This is a genomic window from Picosynechococcus sp. PCC 11901 (assembly GCF_005577135.1).
In the GTDB taxonomy this organism is placed as follows: domain Bacteria; phylum Cyanobacteriota; class Cyanobacteriia; order Cyanobacteriales; family MRBY01; genus MRBY01.
Map to the genome: position 1 here is coordinate 553,563 of NZ_CP040360.1, position 23,592 is coordinate 577,154.

22 protein-coding genes are annotated in these 23,592 nt (G+C 49.2%); 13 read left to right on the forward strand and 9 right to left on the reverse strand.

Features of this window, described 5'->3' with window-relative positions; translation table 11 throughout:
* The first annotated feature begins 59 nt into the window (after positions 1–59).
* Positions 60–1,259, forward strand: coding sequence for an argininosuccinate synthase (locus FEK30_RS03685; RefSeq protein WP_030007671.1), 1,200 nt, complete (start codon positions 60–62; stop codon positions 1,257–1,259).
* A gap of 230 nt (positions 1,260–1,489) precedes the next feature.
* Positions 1,490–2,443 (forward strand): ribonuclease Z, encoded by a 954-nt coding sequence (locus tag FEK30_RS03690; protein WP_138071867.1) that lies wholly within the window; start codon positions 1,490–1,492, stop codon positions 2,441–2,443.
* Here the strand turns inward: FEK30_RS03690 and frp are convergent.
* From frp to FEK30_RS03705, 3 genes are all read right to left on the reverse strand, one after another.
* Positions 2,435–2,761, reverse strand: a complete 327-nt coding sequence (frp, locus tag FEK30_RS03695) for a fluorescence recovery protein (RefSeq protein WP_041444047.1) — start codon at positions 2,759–2,761, stop codon at positions 2,435–2,437. The genes FEK30_RS03690 and frp overlap by 9 nt on opposite strands.
* A gap of 210 nt (positions 2,762–2,971) precedes the next feature.
* Positions 2,972–3,685, reverse strand: coding sequence for a fatty acid desaturase (locus FEK30_RS03700; protein WP_138071869.1), 714 nt, complete (start codon positions 3,683–3,685; stop codon positions 2,972–2,974).
* A gap of 111 nt (positions 3,686–3,796) precedes the next feature.
* Complete coding sequence (locus tag FEK30_RS03705) at positions 3,797–4,759, reverse strand: orange carotenoid protein N-terminal domain-containing protein (protein ID WP_138071871.1); 963 nt, start codon at positions 4,757–4,759, stop codon at positions 3,797–3,799.
* Positions 4,760–4,994: 235 nt separating this feature from the next.
* On the opposite strand from FEK30_RS03705, the gene FEK30_RS03710 reads away from it, so the two are divergent.
* The 4 genes from FEK30_RS03710 to FEK30_RS03725 all read left to right on the forward strand — a co-directional run bounded on the left by FEK30_RS03710 (position 4,995) and on the right by FEK30_RS03725 (position 10,406).
* Positions 4,995–6,380, forward strand: coding sequence for a TldD/PmbA family protein (locus tag FEK30_RS03710; RefSeq protein WP_138071873.1), 1,386 nt, complete (start codon positions 4,995–4,997; stop codon positions 6,378–6,380).
* A gap of 558 nt (positions 6,381–6,938) precedes the next feature.
* Positions 6,939–7,217, forward strand: coding sequence for a 4a-hydroxytetrahydrobiopterin dehydratase (locus FEK30_RS03715; protein ID WP_012308399.1), 279 nt, complete (start codon positions 6,939–6,941; stop codon positions 7,215–7,217).
* A gap of 306 nt (positions 7,218–7,523) precedes the next feature.
* Positions 7,524–9,281 (forward strand): iron uptake porin, encoded by a 1,758-nt coding sequence (locus tag FEK30_RS03720; protein ID WP_138071875.1) that lies wholly within the window; start codon positions 7,524–7,526, stop codon positions 9,279–9,281.
* A 258-nt stretch (positions 9,282–9,539) separates the two neighbouring features.
* Positions 9,540–10,406, forward strand: coding sequence for an NAD(P)-dependent oxidoreductase (locus tag FEK30_RS03725; RefSeq protein ID WP_138071877.1), 867 nt, complete (start codon positions 9,540–9,542; stop codon positions 10,404–10,406).
* Here the strand turns inward: FEK30_RS03725 and FEK30_RS03730 are convergent.
* The gene (locus FEK30_RS03730) at positions 10,384–11,454 is read right to left on the reverse strand and encodes a GGDEF domain-containing response regulator (protein WP_138071879.1); all 1,071 of its coding nucleotides are present in this window, start codon (positions 11,452–11,454) and stop codon (positions 10,384–10,386) included. The two genes, FEK30_RS03725 and FEK30_RS03730, sit on opposite strands and share 23 nt — an antisense overlap.
* 119 nt (positions 11,455–11,573) lie before the next feature.
* The gene (locus tag FEK30_RS03735) at positions 11,574–13,841 is read right to left on the reverse strand and encodes a RelA/SpoT family protein (protein WP_138071881.1); all 2,268 of its coding nucleotides are present in this window, start codon (positions 13,839–13,841) and stop codon (positions 11,574–11,576) included.
* 307 nt (positions 13,842–14,148) lie between these two features.
* Between FEK30_RS03735 and patD the strand changes: the two genes are divergently transcribed.
* Positions 14,149–14,520, forward strand: coding sequence for a heterocyst frequency control protein PatD (gene patD, locus FEK30_RS03740; RefSeq protein WP_138071883.1), 372 nt, complete (start codon positions 14,149–14,151; stop codon positions 14,518–14,520).
* On the opposite strand, the gene FEK30_RS03745 is transcribed toward patD, so the two are convergent.
* Positions 14,486–15,673 (reverse strand): histidine kinase, encoded by a 1,188-nt coding sequence (locus FEK30_RS03745; RefSeq protein ID WP_138073735.1) that lies wholly within the window; start codon positions 15,671–15,673, stop codon positions 14,486–14,488. The genes patD and FEK30_RS03745 overlap by 35 nt on opposite strands.
* 271 nt (positions 15,674–15,944) lie before the next feature.
* On the opposite strand from FEK30_RS03745, the gene FEK30_RS03750 reads away from it, so the two are divergent.
* From FEK30_RS03750 to FEK30_RS03770, 5 genes are all read left to right on the forward strand, one after another.
* Complete coding sequence (locus FEK30_RS03750) at positions 15,945–17,534, forward strand: glycoside hydrolase family 57 protein (protein ID WP_065717201.1); 1,590 nt, start codon at positions 15,945–15,947, stop codon at positions 17,532–17,534.
* A gap of 193 nt (positions 17,535–17,727) precedes the next feature.
* A complete protein-coding gene (locus FEK30_RS03755; protein ID WP_138071885.1) occupies positions 17,728–18,486 on the forward strand; it encodes a hypothetical protein in 759 nt (252 codons plus the stop codon).
* Positions 18,487–18,566: 80 nt separating this feature from the next.
* Positions 18,567–18,926, forward strand: coding sequence for a phage holin family protein (locus tag FEK30_RS03760; protein WP_138071887.1), 360 nt, complete (start codon positions 18,567–18,569; stop codon positions 18,924–18,926).
* A gap of 107 nt (positions 18,927–19,033) precedes the next feature.
* Complete coding sequence (locus FEK30_RS03765; RefSeq protein WP_062436324.1) at positions 19,034–19,768, forward strand: ABC transporter ATP-binding protein; 735 nt, start codon at positions 19,034–19,036, stop codon at positions 19,766–19,768.
* Between the two features lie 40 nt (positions 19,769–19,808).
* Positions 19,809–20,510, forward strand: coding sequence for a YkvA family protein (locus tag FEK30_RS03770; protein ID WP_255447940.1), 702 nt, complete (start codon positions 19,809–19,811; stop codon positions 20,508–20,510).
* A gap of 10 nt (positions 20,511–20,520) precedes the next feature.
* Here FEK30_RS03770 and FEK30_RS03775 read toward each other — a convergent pair whose 3' ends face one another.
* Positions 20,521–20,745: a hypothetical protein gene (locus FEK30_RS03775; protein ID WP_138071889.1), complete on the reverse strand. Its 225-nt coding sequence runs from the start codon at positions 20,743–20,745 to the stop codon at positions 20,521–20,523.
* 41 nt (positions 20,746–20,786) lie between these two features.
* On the reverse strand, positions 20,787–21,311 hold the full coding sequence (gene purE / locus FEK30_RS03780) for a 5-(carboxyamino)imidazole ribonucleotide mutase (RefSeq protein WP_138071891.1): 525 nt from the start codon (positions 21,309–21,311) through the stop codon (positions 20,787–20,789).
* A 22-nt stretch (positions 21,312–21,333) separates the two neighbouring features.
* Between purE and nagA the strand changes: the two genes are divergently transcribed.
* On the forward strand, positions 21,334–22,497 hold the full coding sequence (nagA, locus tag FEK30_RS03785; protein ID WP_138071893.1) for an N-acetylglucosamine-6-phosphate deacetylase: 1,164 nt from the start codon (positions 21,334–21,336) through the stop codon (positions 22,495–22,497).
* Here the strand turns inward: nagA and FEK30_RS03790 are convergent.
* Positions 22,494–23,477, reverse strand: coding sequence for a hypothetical protein (locus FEK30_RS03790; protein ID WP_065711545.1), 984 nt, complete (start codon positions 23,475–23,477; stop codon positions 22,494–22,496). The genes nagA and FEK30_RS03790 overlap by 4 nt on opposite strands.
* Positions 23,478–23,592: the final 115 nt, after the last annotated feature.

Genomic DNA, 23,592 nt, shown 5'->3' on the forward strand with positions numbered 1-23,592 from the left:
TTCCAGAGCAATGTCAAGCTATAATCTGCCTTGATTCATCTATATACGGTATTTAAACTATGGGTCGCGCAGAAAAAGTTGTCCTCGCCTATTCCGGCGGTGTCGATACATCCGTTTGTATTCCCTATCTCATGCACGAATGGGGCGTCAAGGAAGTAATTACCCTTGCCGCAGATTTAGGACAAGGCGAGGAGCTAGGCCCAATTAAACAAAAAGCCTTAAATTCTGGAGCTGTAGTTTCCCTCGTTGAAGATGGCCGCGAAGAATTTATTACCGATTACGCTTTCCCAGCGATTAAAGCCAATGCCCTCTACGAAAATCGCTATCCCCTCGCCACCGCTTTAGCGCGTCCCCTCATTGCAAAAATGCTCGTCCGGGCCGCCGAAAAATATGGGGCTGATGCCGTTGCCCACGGTTGTACTGCGAAAGGGAATGACCAAGTACGTTTCGACCTGGGGATTTTGGCGCAAAACCCAGAAATCAAAGTGCTCGCCCCAGCGCGGGAATGGGGCATGAGCCGGGAAGAAGCGATTACCTATGGTGAACAATATGGGCTGACATTTCCCGTGAAAAAATCTTCGCCGTTTAGTATTGATAAAAACCTGCTCGGTCGCAGTATTGAGGCTGGCCCCCTCGAAGACCCGATGTGCGAACCCCCCGAAGAGGTTTTTGAAATGGTGAAAGCTATTTCTGACACCCCCGATGAACCGGAATATTTAGAGATTGGCTTTGAAAAAGGCGTCCCAGTGACGGTGAATGGCGAAGCCCTTGGCCCGGTGGCTCTGATTTCTAAGTTAAATGAGATCGTCGGGAACCATGGCATTGGCCGGATCGACATGATCGAAAACCGCGTTGTGGGGATTAAATCCCGCGAAATTTATGAATCTCCGGCGATGTGTGTCCTGGTGGATGCCCACCGCGATTTGGAAAGTTTAACCCTCACCGCCGATGTGACCCAATATAAGCGCGGCATGGAGCAGACTTATTCCGAGTTGATTTATCGGGGTCTGTGGTTCTCGCCCCTGAAGCAAGCGGTGGATGCGTTTATCGAGCAAACTCAGGAACGGGTTACGGGCGTTGTGCGCCTCAAACTTCACAAAGGAACAGCGCGGATCGTCGGTCGTCGTTCTGAGAAATCAATTTACACGCCGGATCTGGCAACCTACGGGGCCGATGACAAGTTTAATCATGAGTCAGCGGAGGGCTTTATTTATATTTGGGGTCTGCCCACCCGTGTTTGGGCCCAGGCGAATAAGTAATTGACACCCTCTCTCTGGGGCCACCCCTCTAGCTCCCGTCAAGGAGAGAAGTTCATCGGTCTTGCCAGCATACCCGCCAACTCTTCCCCTCTTGAGAGGGGTTAGGGGAGTGACACCCTCCGCCTACGGCACCTCCCTCAAGGGAGGATTTAGGGGGGCTTTGCTTCTGGGGAAGATTTATGATGGATAGGATGTAGATTATGGCGATCGCCTCAACGGAAATCACCTGAATGGAAATCACATTTTTAGGAACCAGTTCTGGTGTGCCGACCCGGGCACGCAATGTATCAAGTGTGGCGTTGCGATTACCGCAGCGGGCCGAAGCTTGGCTCTTTGATTGTGGCGAAGGAACCCAGCATCAACTTCTCCGTAGTGATCTCCGTTCGTCCCAAATTAGCCGCATTTTTATTACCCATATGCACGGCGATCATATCTTTGGGCTAATGGGTCTGATCGCCAGCATGGGCCTTGCGGGGACGGGACATCCCTTAGAAATCTATGGCCCCCCTGGTTTAGAAGAATATCTGCGGGCCTGTGAAAAGTATTCCTATATGCGCATTGGCGATCGCCTGCGAGTACATTTAGTCAAACCCGGCTTAGTCTTCGAAGATAAAGAATTTCAAGTGACCTGTTTACCGCTCAAACACCGGGTCACAGCCTTTGGGTATCGGGTGACTGAAAAGGATCGTCCCGGCAGATTTAACCTCGCTAAAGCGCAAAAATTGGGGATTCCCCCTGGCCCTATTTATGGCGACCTCAAAAAAGGGAAAGTCGTTACCCTCGACGATGGCCGGAAAATCAACGGCTCAGACCTCTGTGGTCAACCGGAAATTGGCCGAAAAATGGTCTATTGTACCGACACTGTTTTTTGTGATGCGGCGGTGGAGTTAGCCCAGGATGCCGATGTCTTAATTCACGAGGCAACTTTCGCCCACAAGGATGCAGAGATGGCCTTTGATCGGCTCCATTCCACCTCGACGATGGCCGCCCAGGTTGCCCTTTTAGCCCAGGTGAAACAACTGATCATGACCCACTTTAGCCCCCGTTATATGCCGGGAAATGAGTTGACGTTAGATGATCTTTTGGCTGAGGCCCGGGCGATTTTTCCCAACACAATCATGGCGAAGGACTTTTTAAACTATGCGATTCCGCGTCGTAAGGCCCTAGCCCAGAGCTTACATTAGGGTGAGGATGCGGATTTTTGAGAGTTTCTCGGCTGCTAAACCGTCTAATTCTTGCAGTTCTAACCAACCCTCTTTAATGAGTTGAGCGAAGGTAAAGACGAGGCTTTCGGGACTGAAATCGTATTTGCCATCTAGATAATGCCGCCGGGCACTCAAAAAGTCATTGAGCTGCCAGAGATCAGCGGGGTCTGCGGCGAGGGTTGCCTGGCGTTTTGCTTCGGCCATCACTGCGGCAATTTCTCGGCGGTAGGATAATTCAAACGCTTCTTTGGCGATTGTTTTTTCTTGCAGTGACCATTGAGTATTCGCAGTGGGCATCGTTAGCATGGGTGAGTAAAAAAGTGAATTTTAAAATAAGTATCGTTTTGACTTTAGTAAGTTCAAACTAATGGGCTTGATTATAATAAGTTATGTATCAAAAGCGCAGTCTAAATTCTCATAATTCCGCAATTTGGCGGCGATCGCCGAAACACGAATACCGCTCAAGCGAAGTGCTCACAGGAATTTAAGGTTTTTATTACAATTTTGTTAAGAAACACCGTGATCCGGTAGCTGAAACCAAGGTTTATGGGGATGACGATGGTGTTCTTCGTGAAATGTGCCAAAGTAGTAGCAGCTTAAAAATGACCAAATTCGCCACCCAATTGACTGTTTACTGATGCGTTTAGGGAGAGAGGAGCGATCGCGGTGGGGCAGATAAGTCCCAAAGAAAAACAGTTGCCAAGAACTCAAAAAAATCGGCAGCAGACAAAACACACAAAAATTTTCGTAGGGCACATGGCCCAGCACATTTAACGGTAAGGCGATCGCCCCGAAAATTAGCACAAATCCCCAAAACTGCCGCCACGCTAAATATTTCCCCATAAAATGCCAGTACCACAGCAGCGGGTGGCGATGCCGCCCATTATGAAAGTCCGGGTCTCCCGGTTGGGCAGGGTGGCGATGGTGCTTAGCATGGTTGCGGATACAGTCTTTGTAGGACAAGCAAGCGTACAAACTGACCCCCCAGCGGCCCAGGCGATGGTTCCAACGGGGAGAACTCGGCAACAAATTACCGTGCATGGCGTCGTGGGCCAGGATAAATAAACCTGTGTGGAAAAAAGTTCTCACAAAAATTCCCGCAACAATCCCAGGCCAGGACAGCCCCATTAGCGGATGACTCAACCAATACACAGCACTTCCCAGCCAAGCCGAGAAGATGGCGATCGCCCACAGTAGTCCCAGACCCTCTTCTTGCCGCATCAATTTCAAAATATTGTCTCCAACCACGCCATACTGACAAAAAAACGCCCCAATTGGGACGTTACCAGGGATGAATTTATTGAGAATTAGGGCAATTCATCCAAGCATTCACTACTTACGCACAAGGTTAAGGAGTTCCTTTGCAGACGCGAGCAAATCAACGGCCACAAAGAAGATTTTCCCTTCAGGATTGAGGAGGAAGCGCCAAGCCACATTCATGCCTACCGCCGCACCAAACCAGGGCGTTTCACAGGTACCAGTGACTTTAATTTGGGTGTAACCATCATCAGTAGGTTCTACAACCCCTTTCTTCGGGTTGAGCTTCAGATTTTGACATTCCTCTTGGAAGAAGCGTAATACCGCATCTTTGCCGACAATCGGACGCTGGAACGGCGGTTGGAGAGCACCATCTTCTGCAAAGAGGCTGATCAATGCCGGAAAATCATTAGCATTGAGGTTGGTCATGTACTGGTTAATTGTGGGGTTATCGACACCTTCAATTTCGATTTTTTCCCGCTGTGCAATTTCCGTCGGCACGACAACCGGCTCAGAAACACGCTGATACCCTTCCATCTTGGCTGGGTCAAAACCCATATCCACAACGGCATTTCTCAAAACCGTAATTTGTTGGCCGGGTTCAAGGCTACGGATCGTATCTAAAACCGCAGAAGCATTGGCAGACAGCTTGTAGCCAGCGGGAATCGGTGCAACACTGCCTTCTTCCATCCATTCGCCGAGGCGGTACCAGAAACCGAGCTTAATATTTACAGACCAAGTCGCATAGGTGCGGTTGATAGGCGTATCGATACGGTTCGCCAGGTCGCACATTACCTGGGCTTGATCCTTAAAAGAGAGCTGCTTGATTTGCAAAAGGGTAGATTCTGCAAACTGCATATTTGCCGCACCAGGAGCAGCAATAGTGATTGACTTACCCATTTCCAGGTAAGCGAACCAGATTAATGCCAGTTGATCCTCTGAACTCAGCTGACTAAACCGAGCGCTGGTAGCCGGCACAACATCCGCAGTTAATGTACTGGGGAAGATGTTTCTTGCTGCATCGAGAGTATAAGGCATACAAATGTGCTCCGTGAAAGTTTAGTTTTTGTCCTTGAGTCAAGGTTAACACACAAAAACTTAACAATTGTTTACATCTTGGATAAGAATATGTTGGCAATGGCATTACTTTTGATTAGTCAAAGTGGGAAACTTAGACAAGGCAAGCCTTTTGGATCTCATCGACACTTTCTCAATTATCTAAGGCTAATGTCAAAATTGTTTTATGTTTAGCGCTCAGATTAAGGGGAAGGCAATGGAGAAAATTGTGGCTGGGTACAAGGATCAGCTAACGGATCTGATCCAACGGTACAAAAATCAAGTGGATTTTCTAGCGATTCGTTTGGAACAGTCAGCGGGGAGCAGTATTGTCTTGCGGTCAAATAAGATCGAGACCCTCAGTGAAAGTACATCCCTTGGGGGCCAGGTGCGCGTTTGTCACAGAGGCGGTTGGGGGTTTGCGGCCTTTAATAATCTCGAAAATCTGCAGCTCCGGATCGAAGAGGCGATCGCCGCCGCGATTTTAATCGGTGATGATGAAACACTTTTGGCTCCCATTGACCCAATCCAAGCGGTTTGCTCTTTACCCCTAAGCGGAAGCGACCCACGCCACATTCCTTTACAGCGGAAAAAAGAATTATGCGATCGCTACAGTGATTTGCTCTTGAGCCAGAGCGGTAAGATTACCAGCACCAGGGTCAGTTACGGCGACAGTACCCAGCACATCATCTTGGCGACTTCAGAGGGCACCCTGATCGAACAGTCCTGGGTTGATCTAGAAATGCGTTTTTCCGCCACAGCCCGTGATGGGGAAACGGTGCAAACGGGGCGGGAAACCACTGGCTCCCGCAAAGCCTACGAAGATCTAGAAAACCTCGATGAGCAAGTTAAAGGCGCAGCCCAGCGGGCCGTTAACTCATTGACCCTCCCCGCAGCCAAAGGCGGCACCTATACCGTTGTCATTGACCCCATTTTGACCGGGCTATTTGTCCACGAAGCCTTTGGGCATCTTTCCGAAGCGGATATGGCCTATGAAAATCCCGATCTCCTCGAAACCATGAGCATGGGCCGACAATTTGGTGGGGAAGATCTCCAGATTTTTGATGGAGCCGCCCCAGCCGGCCATCGCGGCAGTTATCTATATGATGATGAAGGCGTTCCGGCCAGCACGACCCAATTGATTCAAGATGGCAAACTTGTGGGCCGCCTCCATTCCCGCGAAACCGCTGGCAAGCTTGACGAAAAACCGACAGGCAACGCCCGCTGTTTGAACTATCACTATCCGCCCATTGTCCGCATGACCAACACCTGGATCGAACGGGGTAAAACGCCCGTTGCCGACTTACCCACGGATATCAAAGAAGGAGTGTACGCGAAAAATTGGCTCGGCGGCATGACCAATGGCGAAATGTTTACCTTTAGCGCCGGGGAAGCTTGGATGATCCGCGATGGCAAAATTGCTGAACCCGTCAAGGATGTCACCCTCTCTGGCAACGTATTCAAAACCTTGAAAAATATTGAGGCGATCGCCGACGATTTTTACTGGGACGAATCCGGTGGTTGCGGCAAGGGAGGCCAAAGCGGTTTACCCGTCGGTTGTGGCGGCCCCTCCCTGCGCATCCGTGATGTCGTCGTCGGCTAAACATCCTCCCTAGAGAGAGGTGGCCGAAGACCGGAGGATGTTCCGGCCCCTAAAAGATCCTCCCTTGAGGGAGGTGCCGTAGGCGGAGGGTAGTATCCCCTTGAGGGGAGCCTCAGTAGGCTGCTGGTTAACCCACCCCTTACCCCTCCCAGGAGGGGATAATTGGCCGGTGTTCCGGAAAGCCCTCAAAAGATCCTCCCTTGAGGGAGGTGCCGTAGGTGGAGGGTGCCATGCGTGCCGCTACAACAAAGAATGTTGAATTTTCAAAATGCTTGTGCCAGCATAAAGAGGTTCTACCGGATAAAACCTGCCGGAGAATAGGAGGTGATGCCCATGAATGACAGTAGTAACAACATGGGTCTCACAGTTAAAGTAAATCGGCTGCGTGCCGGGGCTGTTCTCTAAAATTTTGCTTACTCTGCTGAGTAGGTTAAGAGAGTCGGAGTTCCTTCCGGCAGTCAGATTTTAACTAAAGAGACCCGACTAGACCGCCCTTGCTTCGTTATCGTAGAGATAACCCTAGTAAGGGCGGATAGTTTTTTAGAGGAGGTTTTCTCCATGGCAACCCGATTGACCGACACCGAAATCCAAGCACAATTGAGTCAATTTCCTGAATGGTCAAAGGTTGATAACAAAATTCAACGCCGATTTAAGTTCAAAAACTTTATTGAGGCAATTGACTTTGTGAACAAACTCGTCGAACCGGCCGAAGCCGCCGACCATCACCCCGACATCGAAATTTCCTACAACAAAGTCACCGTAAACCTAACCACCCACGACGCTGGCGGCCTTACCCAAAAAGATTTTGATCTCGCCGGAACTTTCGATCAACTGTAAACGTCAAAAGCCGCCAACACCTCAAACAAAACCTTAAGGAAAAACATCTGGGAAGTTTTTAGATTTTCTATCTAGAAGAAAAAAAATAAGCGCAAGCACTCTATCGATTCAAAATCCAGGAGGCTGTGCTGTAACATTTCTGACAAAACTTCTCAGGTAACTTTTACTTAATGGATAGGTAAAGGAATCATCAAAAAATTCTTATGACGAATCCATTCCCAATCCAAAATTTTGAGCTAATATGATTGATACAAAGGCCTAATCTGAAATCTCAGAATCTAGTGCCTAATGTGTGAGGAAAAACAAATGAAAACATCTTTATCTCTCTGGAAGTCTCTATCCATTGCTTCGGCTGCTGTCGGCGTCTCCGTTGCCACTGCTGGCACCGCCCAAGCCCAAGCAAATAACAGCGAACTCCTTAACCAAATCAACACCTACAGCCAAGGTGACATTGCTCAGGTAAACAGCGTTTTCCAACTCAGCGATGTTTCTCCCTCTGACTGGGCTTTTGATGCGCTTCGTAACCTAGTCGAAAACTACAACTGCATTGTTGGTTATCCCGATGGCACTTTCCGTGGTAACCGTCCCCTTAGCCGTTATGAGTTTGCGGCTGGTCTGAACGCTTGTTTACAACAGATCGAGCGGATGATTCAAAGCGGTGGTTCTGAAGTAACCCCCGAAGATCTCGCTGCACTCCGTCGCTTGATCAACGAATTTGAAGCGGAACTCGCTACCCTAGGCGCTCGCGTTGATGACCTCGAAGGTCGCGTTGAATTCCTTGAAGATAATCAATTCTCCACTACCACCAAGCTAAAAGGTGAAGTTGTTTTCGCTATTGGCGACAGCTTCGGTGATACCAACTCTTTGGATAATATCTTGGAAAGCGATGATATTCCGAGAATACAGCCCGATGGTGGCTTAATGAGTCAAAGCAGTACTAGTGGATATGGCTCAGCTCCCATTGATCCCCGTGGCTTGCTAGATGCAGTTGTTGGCGGTGCTAAGTTTACTGGCATTGATGATGATGATACTCAAACGACTTTCACTGACCGCGTTCGCCTGACCCTCGAAACCAGTTTCACTGGTAAAGATACCTTAATCACTCGCTTGACTGCTGGTAACTCCGCCTCTTTCTCTCCTACCTCTGGTGTAGCTTTTGAAGAAGATGGCCCCGATCTGGGTTCTGGTATGGGTTTCCAAACCTTTAACCTCGACACTGGCAACGACGTTGTCATCGACTGGTTAGCCTACTACTTCCCTCTCCGCAGAGCGAATGTTTACCTCGCAGCCTTTGGTGGTCTCCACAGTGATTACACCAGCACAACCTTCGGTGCAACTGGTCTTGAAGACTTCACCGGTGGTAGTGGTTCTCTAACTCAACTTGCTGCATCCAGCCCCATCTACACCATTGGTGGTGGCTCCGGTTTAGGTTTCAACATGCCTCTCGGCCCCGTTGATATCTCCTTGGGTTACCTCGCTGATGAAGCTAGCTCCTCTGCAGAAGGTGACGGCCTTTTCAACGGTGAATACGGTGCATTGGCTCAGATTGCTTTCAACCTCGGCGATCGGGCTGAGTTGGGTGTAACCTACGTCAACAGCTACCACGACAGCGGTGCTATCTATGACTTCGGTGGTGGTTCTGCAGTAAATGGTACAGCTTGGGCGAACGCTCTCGGCTTGTTCGGCACTGAAGCCAATAGCTACGGTGTTCAAGGTAAGTTTGACATCACTGACCGTGTTTCCCTCGCTGCTTACGGGATGTACACTGATGCCAAAGTTGCTGGTTCTAGCGACGAGTTCGACATCTGGAGCTATGGTCTTGGTGTAGCCTTCAACGACCTCGGTAAAGAAGGTAACGTTCTTGGTCTCTTTGCTGGTGCTCCTCCTTACCTCGCAGAAGGTGATCTCAAGACTCCTCTGCAAGTTGAAGGTTTCTATAAGTACCAACTCACCGACGGAATCTCCATCACTCCTGGCGTCATCTGGTTGAAGGATGCGGCTCAGGGTGTGCTGGGTGAAGAAGATGCCATCATCGGTACTCTCCGCACTACCTTCACTTTCTAAGTCAGTTAACTTTGTTTAGACAGATTTAATTCTCACACTTTTTGATTTTGAGAAAGCCTCACCTCCGGGTGGGGTTTTCTTTTTGGACACCCCCCACCCACCCCTCTAACTCCCCTCTAGGGGAGAAAACACCCTCCGGCCTGTCGGCCACCTCCCTCTAGGGAGGATTAATGCTTCTCTAATTCCCTTCATACTCTGTTTTTCTAAGGAAGGATATTAGGGGAAGATGGTAAGTGATGTTTATGGAATCAGAATTTGATGAGAATTAGTGTTTTTGGGATGGGGCTAATGGGGACACCGATCGCCCTAAAATTAGCCCAGGAAAATTTTTTGGTGACCGCCTACAACCGGACAGCAGAAAAACTGAATCCTCTGGAAGAACAAGGTTTAACGGTAACGACGAATCCCCAAACAGCGATCGCCAACAGTGATTATTTAATTTTGACCCTCAGTGATGCAGCGGCAATCCAAACGGTCTTATTAGAAAACGCAGATACTTCCTTTACAGGGAAAACAATTATCCAGATGGGGACGATTGCCCCAGAAGAAAGTAAGGCGATCGCCAAAGAAGTTCAGCGACGTCAAGGTCAATATTTAGAAGCACCAGTCCTCGGCAGTATTCCCGAAGCGAAAAAAGGGACATTGCTGGTAATGGTCGGGGGCGAAGAAACATTATTCCAAGCCTGTTTGCCAATTTTTAAAACCCTGGGGCAAGACCCGAAATATATTGGGACGGTAGGTCAGGCAGCAGCCCTGAAATTGGCTTTAAATCAGTTGATTGCGGGCTTAACAGCTAGTTTTTCCCTGAGTTTAGGATTAATTCAACGGGAAAAAGTCGATCTTGATAAATTTATGGGGATTTTGCGCGATAGTGCCCTCTATGCCCCCACCTTTGATAAAAAACTGCCGCGCATGGGCGATCGCACCTTTGCAAATCCCAACTTCCCCACAAAGCATTTACTCAAAGATACTAGGCTCTTTTTGGCAGCCGCAAAAACCGTGGGCCTCGATACGACTGGGCTAGAAGGCATTCGAGAAATTATCGAGCAGGCGATCGCCTTGAATCTCGCCGAGGCAGACTACTCTGCTATTTATCAAGTGATTAATCCTGGCCCCACACCTTAGCGACCATTTGATTACGACCACGGGCCTTGGCTTCGTATAGCGCGACATCCGCCAGGGCGACAAATTTTTCTGGATTCGTCGTCACACAGCCTGGTTCAATGGAGGCAATCCCCAAACTGACCGTGACAATCGGCGCGACCAAAGAGCTCTGGTGGGGAATTTGCAAACTGCGGACTTGCTCGATGATATTTTCTCCCAGTAATTGCGCCCCAACACTGGGGGTGTCTGGCAAGATGACGATGATCTCTTCGCCACCATAACGGGAAACTAAATCTGTGGGTCGCTTCACTTGGCTGGTGATCGCCTGGGCTACTTCAAACAAACAATGATCACCAGCCTGGTGACCATAGGTATCATTGTAATTTTTAAAAAAATCCACATCAATGAAAATAATCGAGAGAGGTATTTGATTGCGGAGCATCAGTCGCCATTGACGCTCTAAAACCAAATCAAAAACCCGACGATTCGCCAGTTGGGTCAACGGATCCAAAGCCGCTAACCGTTGCAATTGCACATTCGTTGCTTCCAAACGTTGGTAGAGCTTTGCCTGATAAATGAGATGGCGCACCCGTTGGCGCAAAATTGTCCAGTGGATTGGTTTGGTGATGAAATCCGTTGCCCCGGCGGTAAAGGCCTTGGTGACTGATTCGTCATCCTCCCGGGCAGTAATCATCAAGATGGGAGTGCGGGCGATCTTTGTCAGCAGATCTTCTGCTTGTTGGTAGGCCACCAAGTCTTGACGAAGCAGGAAAGTTTCCTGGGAAAATTCAGTATTTTTTGCAGGAGAAATTTCAGTGCTGGCTTGGAGTTGTCGAAAGGCATTGCAAAATTCCAAGCCATCCATGACCGGCATCATAAAATCCAACAGGATAATATCGGGCATGGTTTTTTGGAATATTTCTAGTCCCTCTTGACCATTGGTTGCTTCAGCGACTGCATAACCTTCTTTTTCCATCCAAAAACGAATCAGGCGACGCGAAATTGGATCGTCATCAATGACAAGAATTAACGGTTGATCATCCTGCATTGAGGCAGAATCAGCGGTCATAGATTCTAGGCGCAAAAAGAACTATATGGTTATTCTAACGGGTTACTGCCCTAGGCAATCGGCCCTCTGATGTTAATTTGACGACCTTTCAGAGATTTTCAGTATGATCACCTAGGTTGCTATTCCTGCTCGATTTGGGTGACGCGGCGCACGTTCAAAGTATCGCTCATGTTTTTAATTTGATTAATGCTGTGGGCTAGTTGTTGGGCATTACGAATTTCAATCCGCAAAGAAATAATCGCTGGTTGGCCGTGGCTCGTTTTCACATTGGTACTCCGCACGTTGATGTGCTGATCGCTCAGGCGTGACAGGATATCTCGCAGGACTCCCACCCGGTCAATGACTTCAATGCGGAGATCCACAGGGTAGACCGGGGCGTGCTTTTGGTCGATGCTGGGATTCCAACTCACAGGAATTAGGCGATCGCCATCGAAGTTTTGCACATTGGCGCAGCTGCGGTGGTGAATGGAAATCCCCTTATGGCTGCGGGTGACAATGCCGATAATTGGTTCGCCGGGCAAGGGCGCACAACAACTGGCGATGGTATAAACCAACCCTTCAATGCCAGCAATGGGGTATTTATGGCTATCTTGGAGGGGCTTGGCCGGTTTCGTCGCTGTGTTTAAAGAAGCTTCTAGTTCCAGTTGGGGGAGATGTTCTTCTTCCTGGTCGCGCACTTGATCCCGCCAGCGGTTAACCACTTGGTTGAGGGTGACTTCGCCGTAACCCAGGGCCGCCAACAGATCCTCGGTATTTTGGTAATTGCACTTGTGGGCAACGGTTTGCATCGCTTCGGATTTGAGGATCGAATCGAGGCCCGTTTTCCCTAGTTCTTTTTCGAGTAAGCTACGGCCCCGTGCTAAGTTTTCATCCCGCCGCGATCGCTTAAACCATTGGCGAATTCTATTTTTGGCACTGGGAGTAACCACATAATTGAGCCAATCGAGGCTGGGGTGGGCATTTTTTTGGGTGATAATTTCGACGATATCGCCATTGCGGAGCTTCTTTTCTAACACCGACCAACGGCCATTGATCCGCGCCCCTTTCATGTGGTTCCCCACCTCGGTGTGAATGCGATAGGCGAAGTCGATGGAAGTGGCTCCTTTGGCCAGGGCCACCACATCCCCATTGGGGGTAAAGACATACACATCATCTTCAAAGAGATTGTCCTTGAGGTTATCAATGTATTCTTCAGCATCCTTGAGGTCGCTTTGCCATTCGATCAGTTGCCGCAACCAAGTGAATTTTTCGTCTTCGGAGGTGAAACTAGCGGCGGAATGACCGGCTTCTTTGTATTTCCAGTGGGCGGCAATCCCGTATTCGGCGATGTGGTGCATTTCCATGGTGCGAATTTGCACTTCGAGGGGGCGACCATTTAAGCCGACGACGGTGGTGTGGAGGGATTGGTAGCGGTTGGGCTTCGGCAGGCCAATGTAGTCTTTAAAGCGTCCAGGAATCGGTTTAAAGGCATCATGAATCACCGCCAGGGCACGGTAACATTCGTCATTGGTTTCGACAATAATCCGAATCCCAGCGATGTCAAAAATTTCGTCAAATTCTTTGTGCTGTCGTTGCATCTTGTGATAGATGCTGTAGAGGTGTTTCGGGCGACCCTTGATTTCCCAGACGTGGAGGCCCAGGTGACGCAGGCGATCGCGGATAATTTCAATGGCCTCTTCGAGTTTGGCTTCCCGCTCGGTGCGTTTTTCGGAAATGTGTTTTTGCATCGAACGGTAGGCTTCCCGCTCTAGATACTTAAAACAGAGGTCTTCTAGTTCCCACTTAAAACGCCAAATCCCTAAGCGATTGGCCAGGGGCGCAAAGATTTCGCGGGTTTCCAGAGCAATGCGTTCTTGTTTGTCGGGGCGCAGATGTTCGAGGGTGCGCATATTATGGAGGCGATCGGCGAGTTTCACGACGATCACGCGGATATCCTCGGCCATGGAAAGGAACATCCGCCGGAAATTTTCTGCTTGGCGTTCTGTTTTGCTAGAAAAAGTAAATTTGGTGAGCTTGGTTACCCCTTCGACAAGCTTGCGGGTTTCAGCGCCAAAGCGTTCTTCAATTTCTTCGGGACTGACTTCTGTGTCTTCGACCACATCATGGAGAAATCCCGCCGCAATCATCGCCCCATTACCACCCAAGTCGAGCAATAATCCTGCCACGGCAATGGGATGGGCAATATAAGGCTCACCAGATTTACGGGTTTGACCTTCGTGGAGGGCATGGGCAAAGCGGAAGGCTTCACTGATGAGTTGGCGATCGCCTTCGGAGACCCCGACCAATTGCTCTGGCTGATAGAGGTAATTTTTCAACCAAGCAGGTAGCGGCACATCAAATTTTTCTGTTTCGGATGCGGCAGTTAATTGAACGGGAGAAGCAGTCATAGAAACACAGGGGAGAAGAAAAACAACAACGACAGCGGACAAGCTTAAAAAGGTTGTAATAGAAGGCGATATTTGGGGCAACCTTAACCCGCATTCCTCGGTCGAAGGGGAAGCGAGGGGCCGACTCCTGAAACCAAAAGGATGAAGCTGGAGACTTGAACAAAAAGCTTAAAACAGAGATTAAATTTGCTTTAAGTATCTTAATTCTTACTTAAAAGTTTAGATTTGCACAAAATATTTTTGGAAAGATTAATTTTGATACAGTTTTGATGGCTTGTTTGTTCTCTAAATTTGCACTATCTACCCGATGAATTTTTCTGCCTATCAACAATTAAAAATCGATTTGCAAACCCTGGCCACAGATTTAACGCCCCTCCAACAGGAATCGGGGGCTTTAGTCCGTCAGGGCCAAGGGTTCCTCAGCTTTTGGGAAACCCAGTTAGCCCCCCTCACTGGGGAACAGCTTCCTGAAAAAATCTATAGCGCTTGGCGATCGCTCCACACGGAATTGTATCGGGGGTTGCGGCTCCTCAATACCGATTTAATCTTTCTCCAGGGTAGTCGTAGCCCCAACACCCAAAGCCAAAAACAACAGCAGATCCAAACCCGCCTGACCCAACTCGATCAATACTGCACAGAAATCATTAAGCTTGGCGATCGCCTGACACCGGAAGCGTAAAGTGAAACTCGCTGCCCTGGCCTGGGGTACTATCAACCCAAATGCGGCCCTGGTGGGCCTGAATAATTTGCCGACAGACGGCTAAGCCCAGACCGTAGCCCTCTTGGGTGGCATCTCGCTTAAGACGAAAATGCCCCTCGAAAATTTTTTCCTGTTCCTCCTCCGGGATACCATGGCCCGTATCAATCACACTCACCTGTACCTGTTGGAGGGTGCGATGGAGGCCCACAAGCCGCACAAGCCCCCCTTCAGGGCTGTATTTGATGGCGTTATCTAGCAAATTGACAATGACCTGCCGGATCAATTCCCGGTCTCCATAAACCTCTGGCAGATCCCGGGGGATATCCAAGACCAATTGAATCGATTTACGTTGAAACCGCTCCTGAATTTGCTCTGTGATTTGTTGGCATAGGGGACTCAGGGCCATCGGCTGGGGCTTAACATCTAATTTGGTCAGCAGTTGCCGTGACTCTTGGAGCAGTTCTGTGATCATCCGGTTCATGATCTGGAGTTGGTTTTTCGCCTGCTGATAAAGCTGCCCCCGCAATCCAACTGTTTTTTCCGTTTCCGGACGTTTTGAGAGGATTTCTAAGGTTTCGATGGCGATGGACGTTCCGGTGAGGGGACTGCGCAAATCATGGGCCAGCATCGCCAAAATCTGATCTTTAAATTCAATTTGCTTGAGGAGAGCTTCTTTTTCCCGTTGCAATTGGAAGATTTCGTCGGACAGGCGCATTACTTCCTTAGAATGTTCTGTCTGGGACGCAGCCAAGCGGCGATCGCATCGTTCAACCTCTGCCAATTGGCGATCGCCAAGCTGTTTTCTGAGTGACGCCACCGTATCCAACCACTGACCCCACCACCGTTCTAGATCCGGCAAAATATTGCTGCCTGCAAAGACCTGCAACGGCTCCGGAAAAACCTTGACCAGAGAAGGCGTCGCCACCAAACGATACAATTCCACCAGTTGGGGTTGATCTTTGATATTGATAATTTCCAAAGAAAAATCCGTTTCTTGCCGCAAACGCTCAAGATAATCTTGCACCCGCTTGATCTCACTCCGATGGGCCAAACGCTCATCCGTAAACAACAACAATCGCAGTTGTATATCGGCCGTAACAGGTGAAAGTTGAGATTGATCTTCAGCAGACACAGGCAGTTCAAACAAGACAAATTCGCCCCAAGAAAGTAAGTGATCCACAATCTGTCTACCATGCACAATCTAGGGGAAAAGAACAGTTTATGGTGAGCTTACTCCAAAACCCATTGTAATCCGTAGAGGACCAATTACCCCATGTTCCCAGAGCCTCAAACTTGAGTTAGATGCGGTGCATTGACCAAATCGTTTTAGAATCTAATGGAAATTGACACCGACGCCTCAAAATCGTTCAGCAAGCGACTCTTTTTAAGGAAGGAATACCACTATGGCTTTAGGCTACGTTGCCCTCGTTCTCCATGCCCACCTCCCCTTTGTTCGTCACCCCGAAAGTGATTTTGTCCTTGAAGAAGAGTGGTTATTTGAAGCAATTACCGAAACCTATATCCCTTTGCTTCACGTATTTGAAGGGCTAAAGCAAGATGGGATCGACTTTAAAATTACGATGAGCATGACCCCACCTTTGGTGGCGATGCTCCGGGATCCTCTTCTCCAAGACCGCTACGACGCCCACATGAAGCTGTTAATGGAGCTGGTCGAAAAGGAAATTGTTCATAACAAATACAACGGTCACATTAAATATTTAGCGGAGTATTACCACAAAGAATTTAGCGCCATCCTCGACACCTGGGAACGCTATGATCGGGATCTCGTGACGGCCTTTAAGCAGTTCCAGGACAGTAACAACCTCGAAATCATCACCTGTGGTGCCACCCATGGCTACCTCCCCCTGATGAAGATGTACCCCCAAGCAGTTTGGGCACAATTGCAGGTGGCCTGTGAAAGCTACGAAGAAAATTTTGGGCGTCCCCCCAAGGGCATTTGGTTGCCTGAATGTGCTTATTATGAAGGTTTGGAGCGGATGCTCGCCGATGCGGGACTGCGGTACTTCCTCACCGATGGCCACGGCATTCTCTATGCACGCCCCCGTCCCCGCTATGGTAACTATGCGCCGATTTTCACCGAAACAGGGGTGGCTGCCTTTGGCCGAGACCATGAGTCTTCCCAGCAAGTTTGGTCATCGAAAGTGGGTTATCCGGGCGATGTCTGTTACCGGGAGTTTTATAAAGATCTCGGTTGGGAAGCGGACTATGAATATATCAAGCCCTACATTATGCCCAACGGCCAGCGGAAAAATACGGGGATCAAGTACCACAAGATCACCAGTCGTGATGGTGGTTTATCCGAAAAAGGCCTTTATGATCCCTACTGGGCGAGGGAAAAAGCGGCAGAACATGCGGGCAACTTCATGTATAACCGGGAGCAACAGATTGGTCGTCTGAATAAGATGATGGGGCGTCACCCGATTGTGGTGTCTCCCTATGATGCGGAATTGTTTGGCCACTGGTGGTACGAAGGCCCCTGGTTCTTGGATTACTTTTTCCGCAAGTCTTGGTACGACCAAAATACCTACCAGATGACCCACTTGGCAGATTATCTAAAAATGGAGCCGACGCAACAGGTGGCTGTGCCGTCCCAATCGAGTTGGGGATACAAAGGATTCCATGAATATTGGCTCAACCAGACGAATGCTTGGATTTATCCCTATCTCCATAAGGCTGCGGAACGCATGATCGAGCTTTCGACGCGGGAACCAGCCGATGAACTAGAAGAACGGGCCTTGAATCAAGCAGCCAGGGAATTGCTGTTGGCACAGTCATCGGATTGGGCATTTATTATGCGCACAGGTACCATGGTGCCCTACGCGGAACGACGCACAAAGAGTCATGTGTTACGCCTGGAGAAGATCTATGAGGATGTAAAGGTCGGCAAGATTGATGCGGGTTGGCTCGAAAAGATTGAGAAGATGGATAACATTTTCCCGAATATTGATTATCGGGTGTATCGGCCTTTGTAGGCAGAACACACTTCTAGAAACATCCCTCTAGCTCCCCTCAAGGGGAGAATGGCACCCTCCGGCCTATCGGCCACCTCCCTCAAGGGAGGATTTTTTTTGGACGGTTCAAAAAGTGGCACAGGGCAAGAAAATTTCTGGGATTGGGTCGCCACAATGGTGGTAATAAAGGCGATCGCCCCAGGAGATTTTCGTCATGGTCAGTTACAGTTTTGTGAGTTTTGGGTTTGGGTCGGGGTTTCTCGCCCTAGTGGTCTTTTTCATTTTGCAGTGGCTCCAGATTCCGGCGGGGAGTTTAGTCGATTGGCTAGTGGGCATTGCCAGTTTTTGGTGGCTGTTGGCGGTGGTGACGATTCCGTGGAATATTTATTTTGAGGCGGAAGAGACAAAGGCAGAGGCGGTAATTTCTCGCCAGAAAAATATCCCCGTTGACGCCCAACAGTTAGCCTATGTGGCAAAAATTGCTCGGTTTGGTTTGCTGTTGGCGATCGCCCTCCATCTGCTTTCAGCTTTGGGGTTATATGGTCTGGCGGCCTGGGGCATTAGTCCGGTGGGGTATGTGACAGGCGGGGCAATGTTATTGCTCACGGCATTGCGGCCAGCGGTGCGGGCTTACCAATTTATTGCCCAGCGTCTTATGTCAATTCGCCAGCAAATTCAATATCCCCGGGAAGATGTGGTGGAATTGCGTCACCGGGTTGTGACCCTAGAGGCAGGAGTTAAAAACCTACAAGAAACAACCGAAAAAAATAGCCAAACCCACCAGGAAGAATGGCATAGCCTTCGACGCGATTTAGCGAAAATGCGGGCCGCCCTCGAACAACTAGAAGCCACCAATGAAGCGGCTCACCGACAACTTGCCCGGGAAGCGACAACGGCGATCGCCCAACTCAGTGAAGACAGCCAAGTGTTGAACCATGTGCGGGAAATTATTCACTTCTGGAAACAAGCTTAGGTTTAAGGTTTGCGCCGTCACGCCCTAATGGTCAAAAAGTCCCGATAGAATGGGAGCAAAATATCATCCCCGCACTCACTATGCCTCAGTTTTTGTTGACTTGGTTAGCGACGGCTGGCTCCCTCTTTCTTACGGCCACGATTGTCCCTGGTTTAGAAATTAATGGCCTGACCACAGCCTTGATCGGGGCGATCGCCCTTGGGTTTGTGAATGCCATTGTTAAACCAATTTTGATCCTCTTTACCCTGCCCCTGACCATTTTGACCCTCGGCCTATTTCTCCTGGTTGTCAATGCGATCACCTTGGGGTTAGTCGGCTACCTCACACCGGGTTTAGAAGTCAATGGCTTTTTCCCGGCGGTGATTGGTTCCCTGGTGCTGACCTTTATTTCCAGCTTGATCAATCAACTCCTCGGCCAAGACGACGAACTCACCGAATAATCTTTTTTCGTCACTCACTCTATCCAAAATTTTGCCTCCCAGTAGTGAACCGGGGGGCAATTTGCTTTTATGCTAGGGAGAAAATCGGCAATCTTTACCCAAAATCTATGGCAACTGCGGAAAATCTCTTGGTCGTCAATGACGTCTATGCAGGATATATCAAAGATCTAAACATTCTCCAGGGCATTAACTTTCGGATTGCTCCCGGAGAATTAGTGGTGGTCATTGGCCCCAATGGCGCAGGAAAATCGACCCTCGCTAAAACGATTTTTGGCCTCCTGACCCCCAATCAAGGCAACATTACGTTCAAAGGAAAACCCATTACTGGCCTGCGTCCCAACCAAATTGTGCAACGGGGTATGTGCTATGTCCCCCAGATTCAAAACGTTTTTGCCAACCTGAGTATCGAAGAAAATTTAGAAATGGGGGCCTTTGTGCGGTCTGGCTCCCTCGAAAATCTCAAGGAACAAATTTATACGATGTTCCCCGTGCTGAAACAACGGCGCAAACAACGGGCGGGTACTCTCTCTGGGGGCGAAAGGCAAATGTTAGCCATGGGCAGGGCTTTGATGTTAGACCCGGATCTTCTCGTCCTTGATGAACCGTCAGCAGCTCTTTCACCAATTCTGGTGGCTAGTGTTTTTGAGCAAATCAAAGCGGTGAATCAATTGGGTAAAGCGATTATGCTCGTGGAACAAAATGCAAAAAAGGCGTTGGAATTTGCTGACCGGGGCTATGTTTTAGAAAGTGGCTGCGATCGCTTTGAGGGCACAGGGCAAGATTTGCTAACGAACCCGAAGGTCGGAGAACTCTACCTCGGTGCCGCCTACAAAGAGACCTAGATTCGCTACAGTAAAAACTAGAGCTTGGGTAATCGCGGTCGTGGTGAAGTTTCTGGACAATCTGAAAACCTCTTGGCAGCAATGGCGGCGATCGCCGGAAGCAGAAACTCCAGAAATTATTGATGTGGCCGCAGAACCCATCGAGACGCCCCCCCAGAAAACATCCCCCAAGCCTTGGCAACGGGTGATTGAGAGATTTCGCCCGGCCCAAGCCCAGCCAGCGGTCACAACTCTCCACGACGATCTCGAAGAACAAGTTAAAGCCAATTTACGGGAACAGGACAAAACCCGCATTGCCCAGGTATTTCAGCGGTTTGCCCAGGGGGTAACGCCAGCGGACATTGAAAAAATCAAAGCTCATTTAGGGGAGATGCGCCGGGGGCCAATCAAAGATATTTGGCAAAAGGTGCAAGGTCTCGCCCAACTGATTAAGGATCCGAATGTGGCCTGGCGGTCAAAAACCATGGCGATCGCCGCATTGTTGTATTTAGTTTCGCCCCTCGATGCGGTGCCGGATGTGATTCCTTTTGCGGGGTTAGCCGATGATGCAGCGGTGATTATTGCAGTGGGTTCGACCCTCGCCTTTGAGTTAGAAAAATACATGACCCGTCAGGCGGAAAAAAAGGCCGAAATCGAAATTAAAAAGCACACCACCAACGTCAGAATTACGCTTCTTGGCAGTATTGCCGCAGCGGCGATCGCCATTCTCGTCAAAATAATCCTGAATATTTTGTCGTCCTAACCAACAAGTTTCAAGAAAAAGAATACACAGGCGTTTCTACAACTTTGAGGGGCGGTTGTAGACTCCAGATAATTTCCTGCAACCGATCCACCGTTTCCGGCGCAAATAATTTTTCTCCCGTTTCCTGAGAAACCCTAGCCGGGACATTTTCCACAACGTAAATCTTCCCGGCAATTTCTACAGAATAGGTCACAAAAGAATCAACAAAAGTTTCTTCAAAAACAATATCGCTCATCTACTAATTTCCTGTAGCAACTTCCTCCATTTTGCAAAACACTACATCTGTTTGAGGTAATCCTCATAACCAATCGTCGTTAATTGAGTTTGTTTATCGAGCACCATATCCTTAAGGCTCTGGCGATAAGCTTGCACTTGTTTTAAAAGTGTTGGATCAAAAGCACCCAACATTTGTACTGCCAACAAACCAGCATTAGTCGCATTGCCAATCGCCACTGTTGCCACCGGAATACCACGGGGCATTTGCACAATTGAATAGAGAGAATCCACACCGCTGAGGGTACTGGTTTTGACGGGCACCCCAATCACCGGCAAAGGCGTCAGAGCAGCAACCATCCCCGGTAAATGCGCGGCCCCACCTGCCCCAGCAATAATCACCTTTAAACCCCGTTCATGGGCTGTTTGGGCGTATTCCACCATGCGCTCCGGAGTACGATGGGCAGACACAATGCCAACCTCGTGGGGAATATTAAATTGTCTACAGATGGCGATCGCCGCTTCCATCGTGGGAAGATCAGAATCGCTCCCCATAATGATGCCAACCAGGGGATTAATTACACTCATAGGTTTTTAGCTCATGTATGTCATGCCAACTAACCATCATAAACAAAGGGAGAACTCTGCACAAACCCTGATCAGGGCGCGTCTTGTTGGTTTAGAAGGTCAATTTTGGTTGCGATTCGATGCAAATCGTTGTTTAACGCATCTGGAGTCAATGGAAACCGAAATTCCACTAGAATTTCAGGAAAATATCTTGGATATTGCCGGAGATTTATTGTCCCTAGGGGGAGTAGATTTACAGATTAACGGTGGTTTGGGTTTAGCGTTTCCGGAAGTGACCCAGACGGATCTGCCGCAACTTCAAGAAATTTGTGATTATCTTTGGGGCCAGGGCATTGACGCATTTTGTCCGACCATCGTCACCACTTCTCTAGAAAACATCCGGCGATCGCTGGCTGTCTTTGCCGAGCTTTGGGGAGACCCGCAACCGAATACAGCAAAAATTTTGGGGATACATTTAGAGGGGCCATTTTTAAATTACGAAAAACGAGGGGCGCACCCAGCCCAACATTTGCAGCCGTTGACCCTGAAGAATCTGCAACAGGTAATCGGCGAATTTGCCCCAATGATCAAAATCATCACCCTTGCCCCGGAACTCGATCCCAGCCATAAATGTGTGGAATATCTGCGCTCTTTGGGGATTGTTGTTAGTTTAGGTCACTCCCTCGCCACAGAAACAGAAGCCAATCAAGCCTTTGCCCATGGCGCAACGATGATCACCCATGCCTTTAACGCGATGCCCAGTTTGCATCACCGGGAGGCGGGTTTATTGGGAGCAGCAATGGTGAATCCTGACGTTTACTGCGGCCTGATCGCCGATGGCCAGCACGTCAATCCCACGATGTTGGAGATTTTTTTGCGGGCCGCCAAACAACCTTTTTTAGTTAGTGATGCCCTCGCCCCCATCGGTCTCCCGGATGGGGTATATCCCTGGGACGATCGCCAAATTACCGTCACCCACGGCACGGCTCGCTTGGACAATGGCACGTTATCCGGCACGACGTTACCGCTGTTTGCCGGGGTCAAAAACCTTGTCCGGTGGGGTATTTGTGATTTAGAAAAGGCGATCGCCTTAGGGACTCTGGCCCCCCGAAAAGCCCTTGGTATGGCGACTTGGACAACGGGCAAACCCATCAACCTTTTGCGTTGGCAAGGAGTAGATGGCACCGTTGAATTTAGCCGACTTTAGTGAATTTTTTCCACGTGCCAACCGGTTTGGGCACCAATCTTACCCGCTTTGACAAACCGCCAATTGCCCCGCTCAAAGCTATTTTTCCCTTTTTTGGGACTGGGTTGAACGCCGATCAATTGGGCCACTTCGTCCGTCGAAATCATCCAACCTGCCGTGGCGGCCTGTTCTAAAACGCTGAGATAAGCGAGGGGATTAGACGCTTGACGGGATTCCGAAAGAGCCGCTTCTACTCTGGCAAGCTTCTGGGCGATCGCCGCCATTTCTGTTCTCATGTCCCCTAGCTGATCACTTAAATTTTGCACGACCTCCTCTAGAGCAATTGTTGTCACCGTCGGGGTATCCGTTGGCAGAGGATCTGCTTTTTCTAGAACTTCTGGCCCTGCTATTGTCCCAGGCTGAGATGACGAAACAGTTGGCATAGGTTCAGGGGAAGTCGCTGATGGCGAATCATCCCAAGGATCTGGGGCTAATTGATTTGCTTTTTGTAAGTTCGGCTGAAAATCGTGGGTTTGAATCCAGGTACGATTAACGGCAGTGGCCAAATCCTGGAGGTAAGCTGCCGTTTGGGATTTACCTTGGTCTTCAAACTGCCGGGCTACCTCCTGCATAAACTTCACCAAATCCGGGGTGATTAATTTTTGATTCGCCGCTAAAATCTGTTGCTCTTCTCCCCGACGACAATTTAAAAGCGCTTCGATCAATTGGGCATAGGCTTGGGTAGTGGCATCTGGTTGGGGCGCGACCGGATTCGGTTGGGTGAGAATGTGATGTAATTTGCCCGCCCAGTTGTGGAGATAGCGAGCCCCATTCAGTTCACCTTCCGCCGCAAGGTAGTTAGCCACCTGTTCCATCACTTCAATAAATTGGGCATCCACCAACTGCTCGTTTTGCCGCAGGACAATCCACTCTTCACCCCGGCGGCAGTTTAAGAGTTTTTGCACCAAATCAAGGTAAGCTTTCAGATTTTTCTGTTCCATGGGTAATGGACTCAAAAATAGAACCATATATCTACCCATTGTGTCCTATTTTGGTGACATTTTAGCCAAGTAATTAGGACTTCACAGAGCTAAGCAAATCAAGGCAAAAAACTTC

What these genes read in the sequence shown, in the direction of transcription:
- FEK30_RS03685 (WP_030007671.1), top strand. Translation starts at nt 60, where the DNA reads ATGGGTCGCGCAGAAAAAGTTGTCCTCGCCTATTCCGGCGGTGTCGAT.
- FEK30_RS03690 (WP_138071867.1), top strand. Translation starts at nt 1,490, where the DNA reads ATGGAAATCACATTTTTAGGAACCAGTTCTGGTGTGCCGACCCGGGCA.
- frp (WP_041444047.1), bottom strand. Translation starts at nt 2,761, where the DNA reads ATGCCCACTGCGAATACTCAATGGTCACTGCAAGAAAAAACAATCGCC.
- FEK30_RS03700 (WP_138071869.1), bottom strand. Translation starts at nt 3,685, where the DNA reads ATGCGGCAAGAAGAGGGTCTGGGACTACTGTGGGCGATCGCCATCTTC.
- FEK30_RS03705 (WP_138071871.1), bottom strand. Translation starts at nt 4,759, where the DNA reads ATGCCTTATACTCTCGATGCAGCAAGAAACATCTTCCCCAGTACATTA.
- FEK30_RS03710 (WP_138071873.1), top strand. Translation starts at nt 4,995, where the DNA reads ATGGAGAAAATTGTGGCTGGGTACAAGGATCAGCTAACGGATCTGATC.
- FEK30_RS03715 (WP_012308399.1), top strand. Translation starts at nt 6,939, where the DNA reads ATGGCAACCCGATTGACCGACACCGAAATCCAAGCACAATTGAGTCAA.
- FEK30_RS03720 (WP_138071875.1), top strand. Translation starts at nt 7,524, where the DNA reads ATGAAAACATCTTTATCTCTCTGGAAGTCTCTATCCATTGCTTCGGCT.
- FEK30_RS03725 (WP_138071877.1), top strand. Translation starts at nt 9,540, where the DNA reads ATGAGAATTAGTGTTTTTGGGATGGGGCTAATGGGGACACCGATCGCC.
- FEK30_RS03730 (WP_138071879.1), bottom strand. Translation starts at nt 11,454, where the DNA reads ATGACCGCTGATTCTGCCTCAATGCAGGATGATCAACCGTTAATTCTT.
- FEK30_RS03735 (WP_138071881.1), bottom strand. Translation starts at nt 13,841, where the DNA reads ATGACTGCTTCTCCCGTTCAATTAACTGCCGCATCCGAAACAGAAAAA.
- patD (WP_138071883.1), top strand. Translation starts at nt 14,149, where the DNA reads ATGAATTTTTCTGCCTATCAACAATTAAAAATCGATTTGCAAACCCTG.
- FEK30_RS03750 (WP_065717201.1), top strand. Translation starts at nt 15,945, where the DNA reads ATGGCTTTAGGCTACGTTGCCCTCGTTCTCCATGCCCACCTCCCCTTT.
- FEK30_RS03755 (WP_138071885.1), top strand. Translation starts at nt 17,728, where the DNA reads ATGGTCAGTTACAGTTTTGTGAGTTTTGGGTTTGGGTCGGGGTTTCTC.
- FEK30_RS03760 (WP_138071887.1), top strand. Translation starts at nt 18,567, where the DNA reads ATGCCTCAGTTTTTGTTGACTTGGTTAGCGACGGCTGGCTCCCTCTTT.
- FEK30_RS03765 (WP_062436324.1), top strand. Translation starts at nt 19,034, where the DNA reads ATGGCAACTGCGGAAAATCTCTTGGTCGTCAATGACGTCTATGCAGGA.
- FEK30_RS03775 (WP_138071889.1), bottom strand. Translation starts at nt 20,745, where the DNA reads ATGAGCGATATTGTTTTTGAAGAAACTTTTGTTGATTCTTTTGTGACC.
- purE (WP_138071891.1), bottom strand. Translation starts at nt 21,311, where the DNA reads ATGAGTGTAATTAATCCCCTGGTTGGCATCATTATGGGGAGCGATTCT.
- nagA (WP_138071893.1), top strand. Translation starts at nt 21,334, where the DNA reads ATGCCAACTAACCATCATAAACAAAGGGAGAACTCTGCACAAACCCTG.
- FEK30_RS03790 (WP_065711545.1), bottom strand. Translation starts at nt 23,477, where the DNA reads ATGGAACAGAAAAATCTGAAAGCTTACCTTGATTTGGTGCAAAAACTC.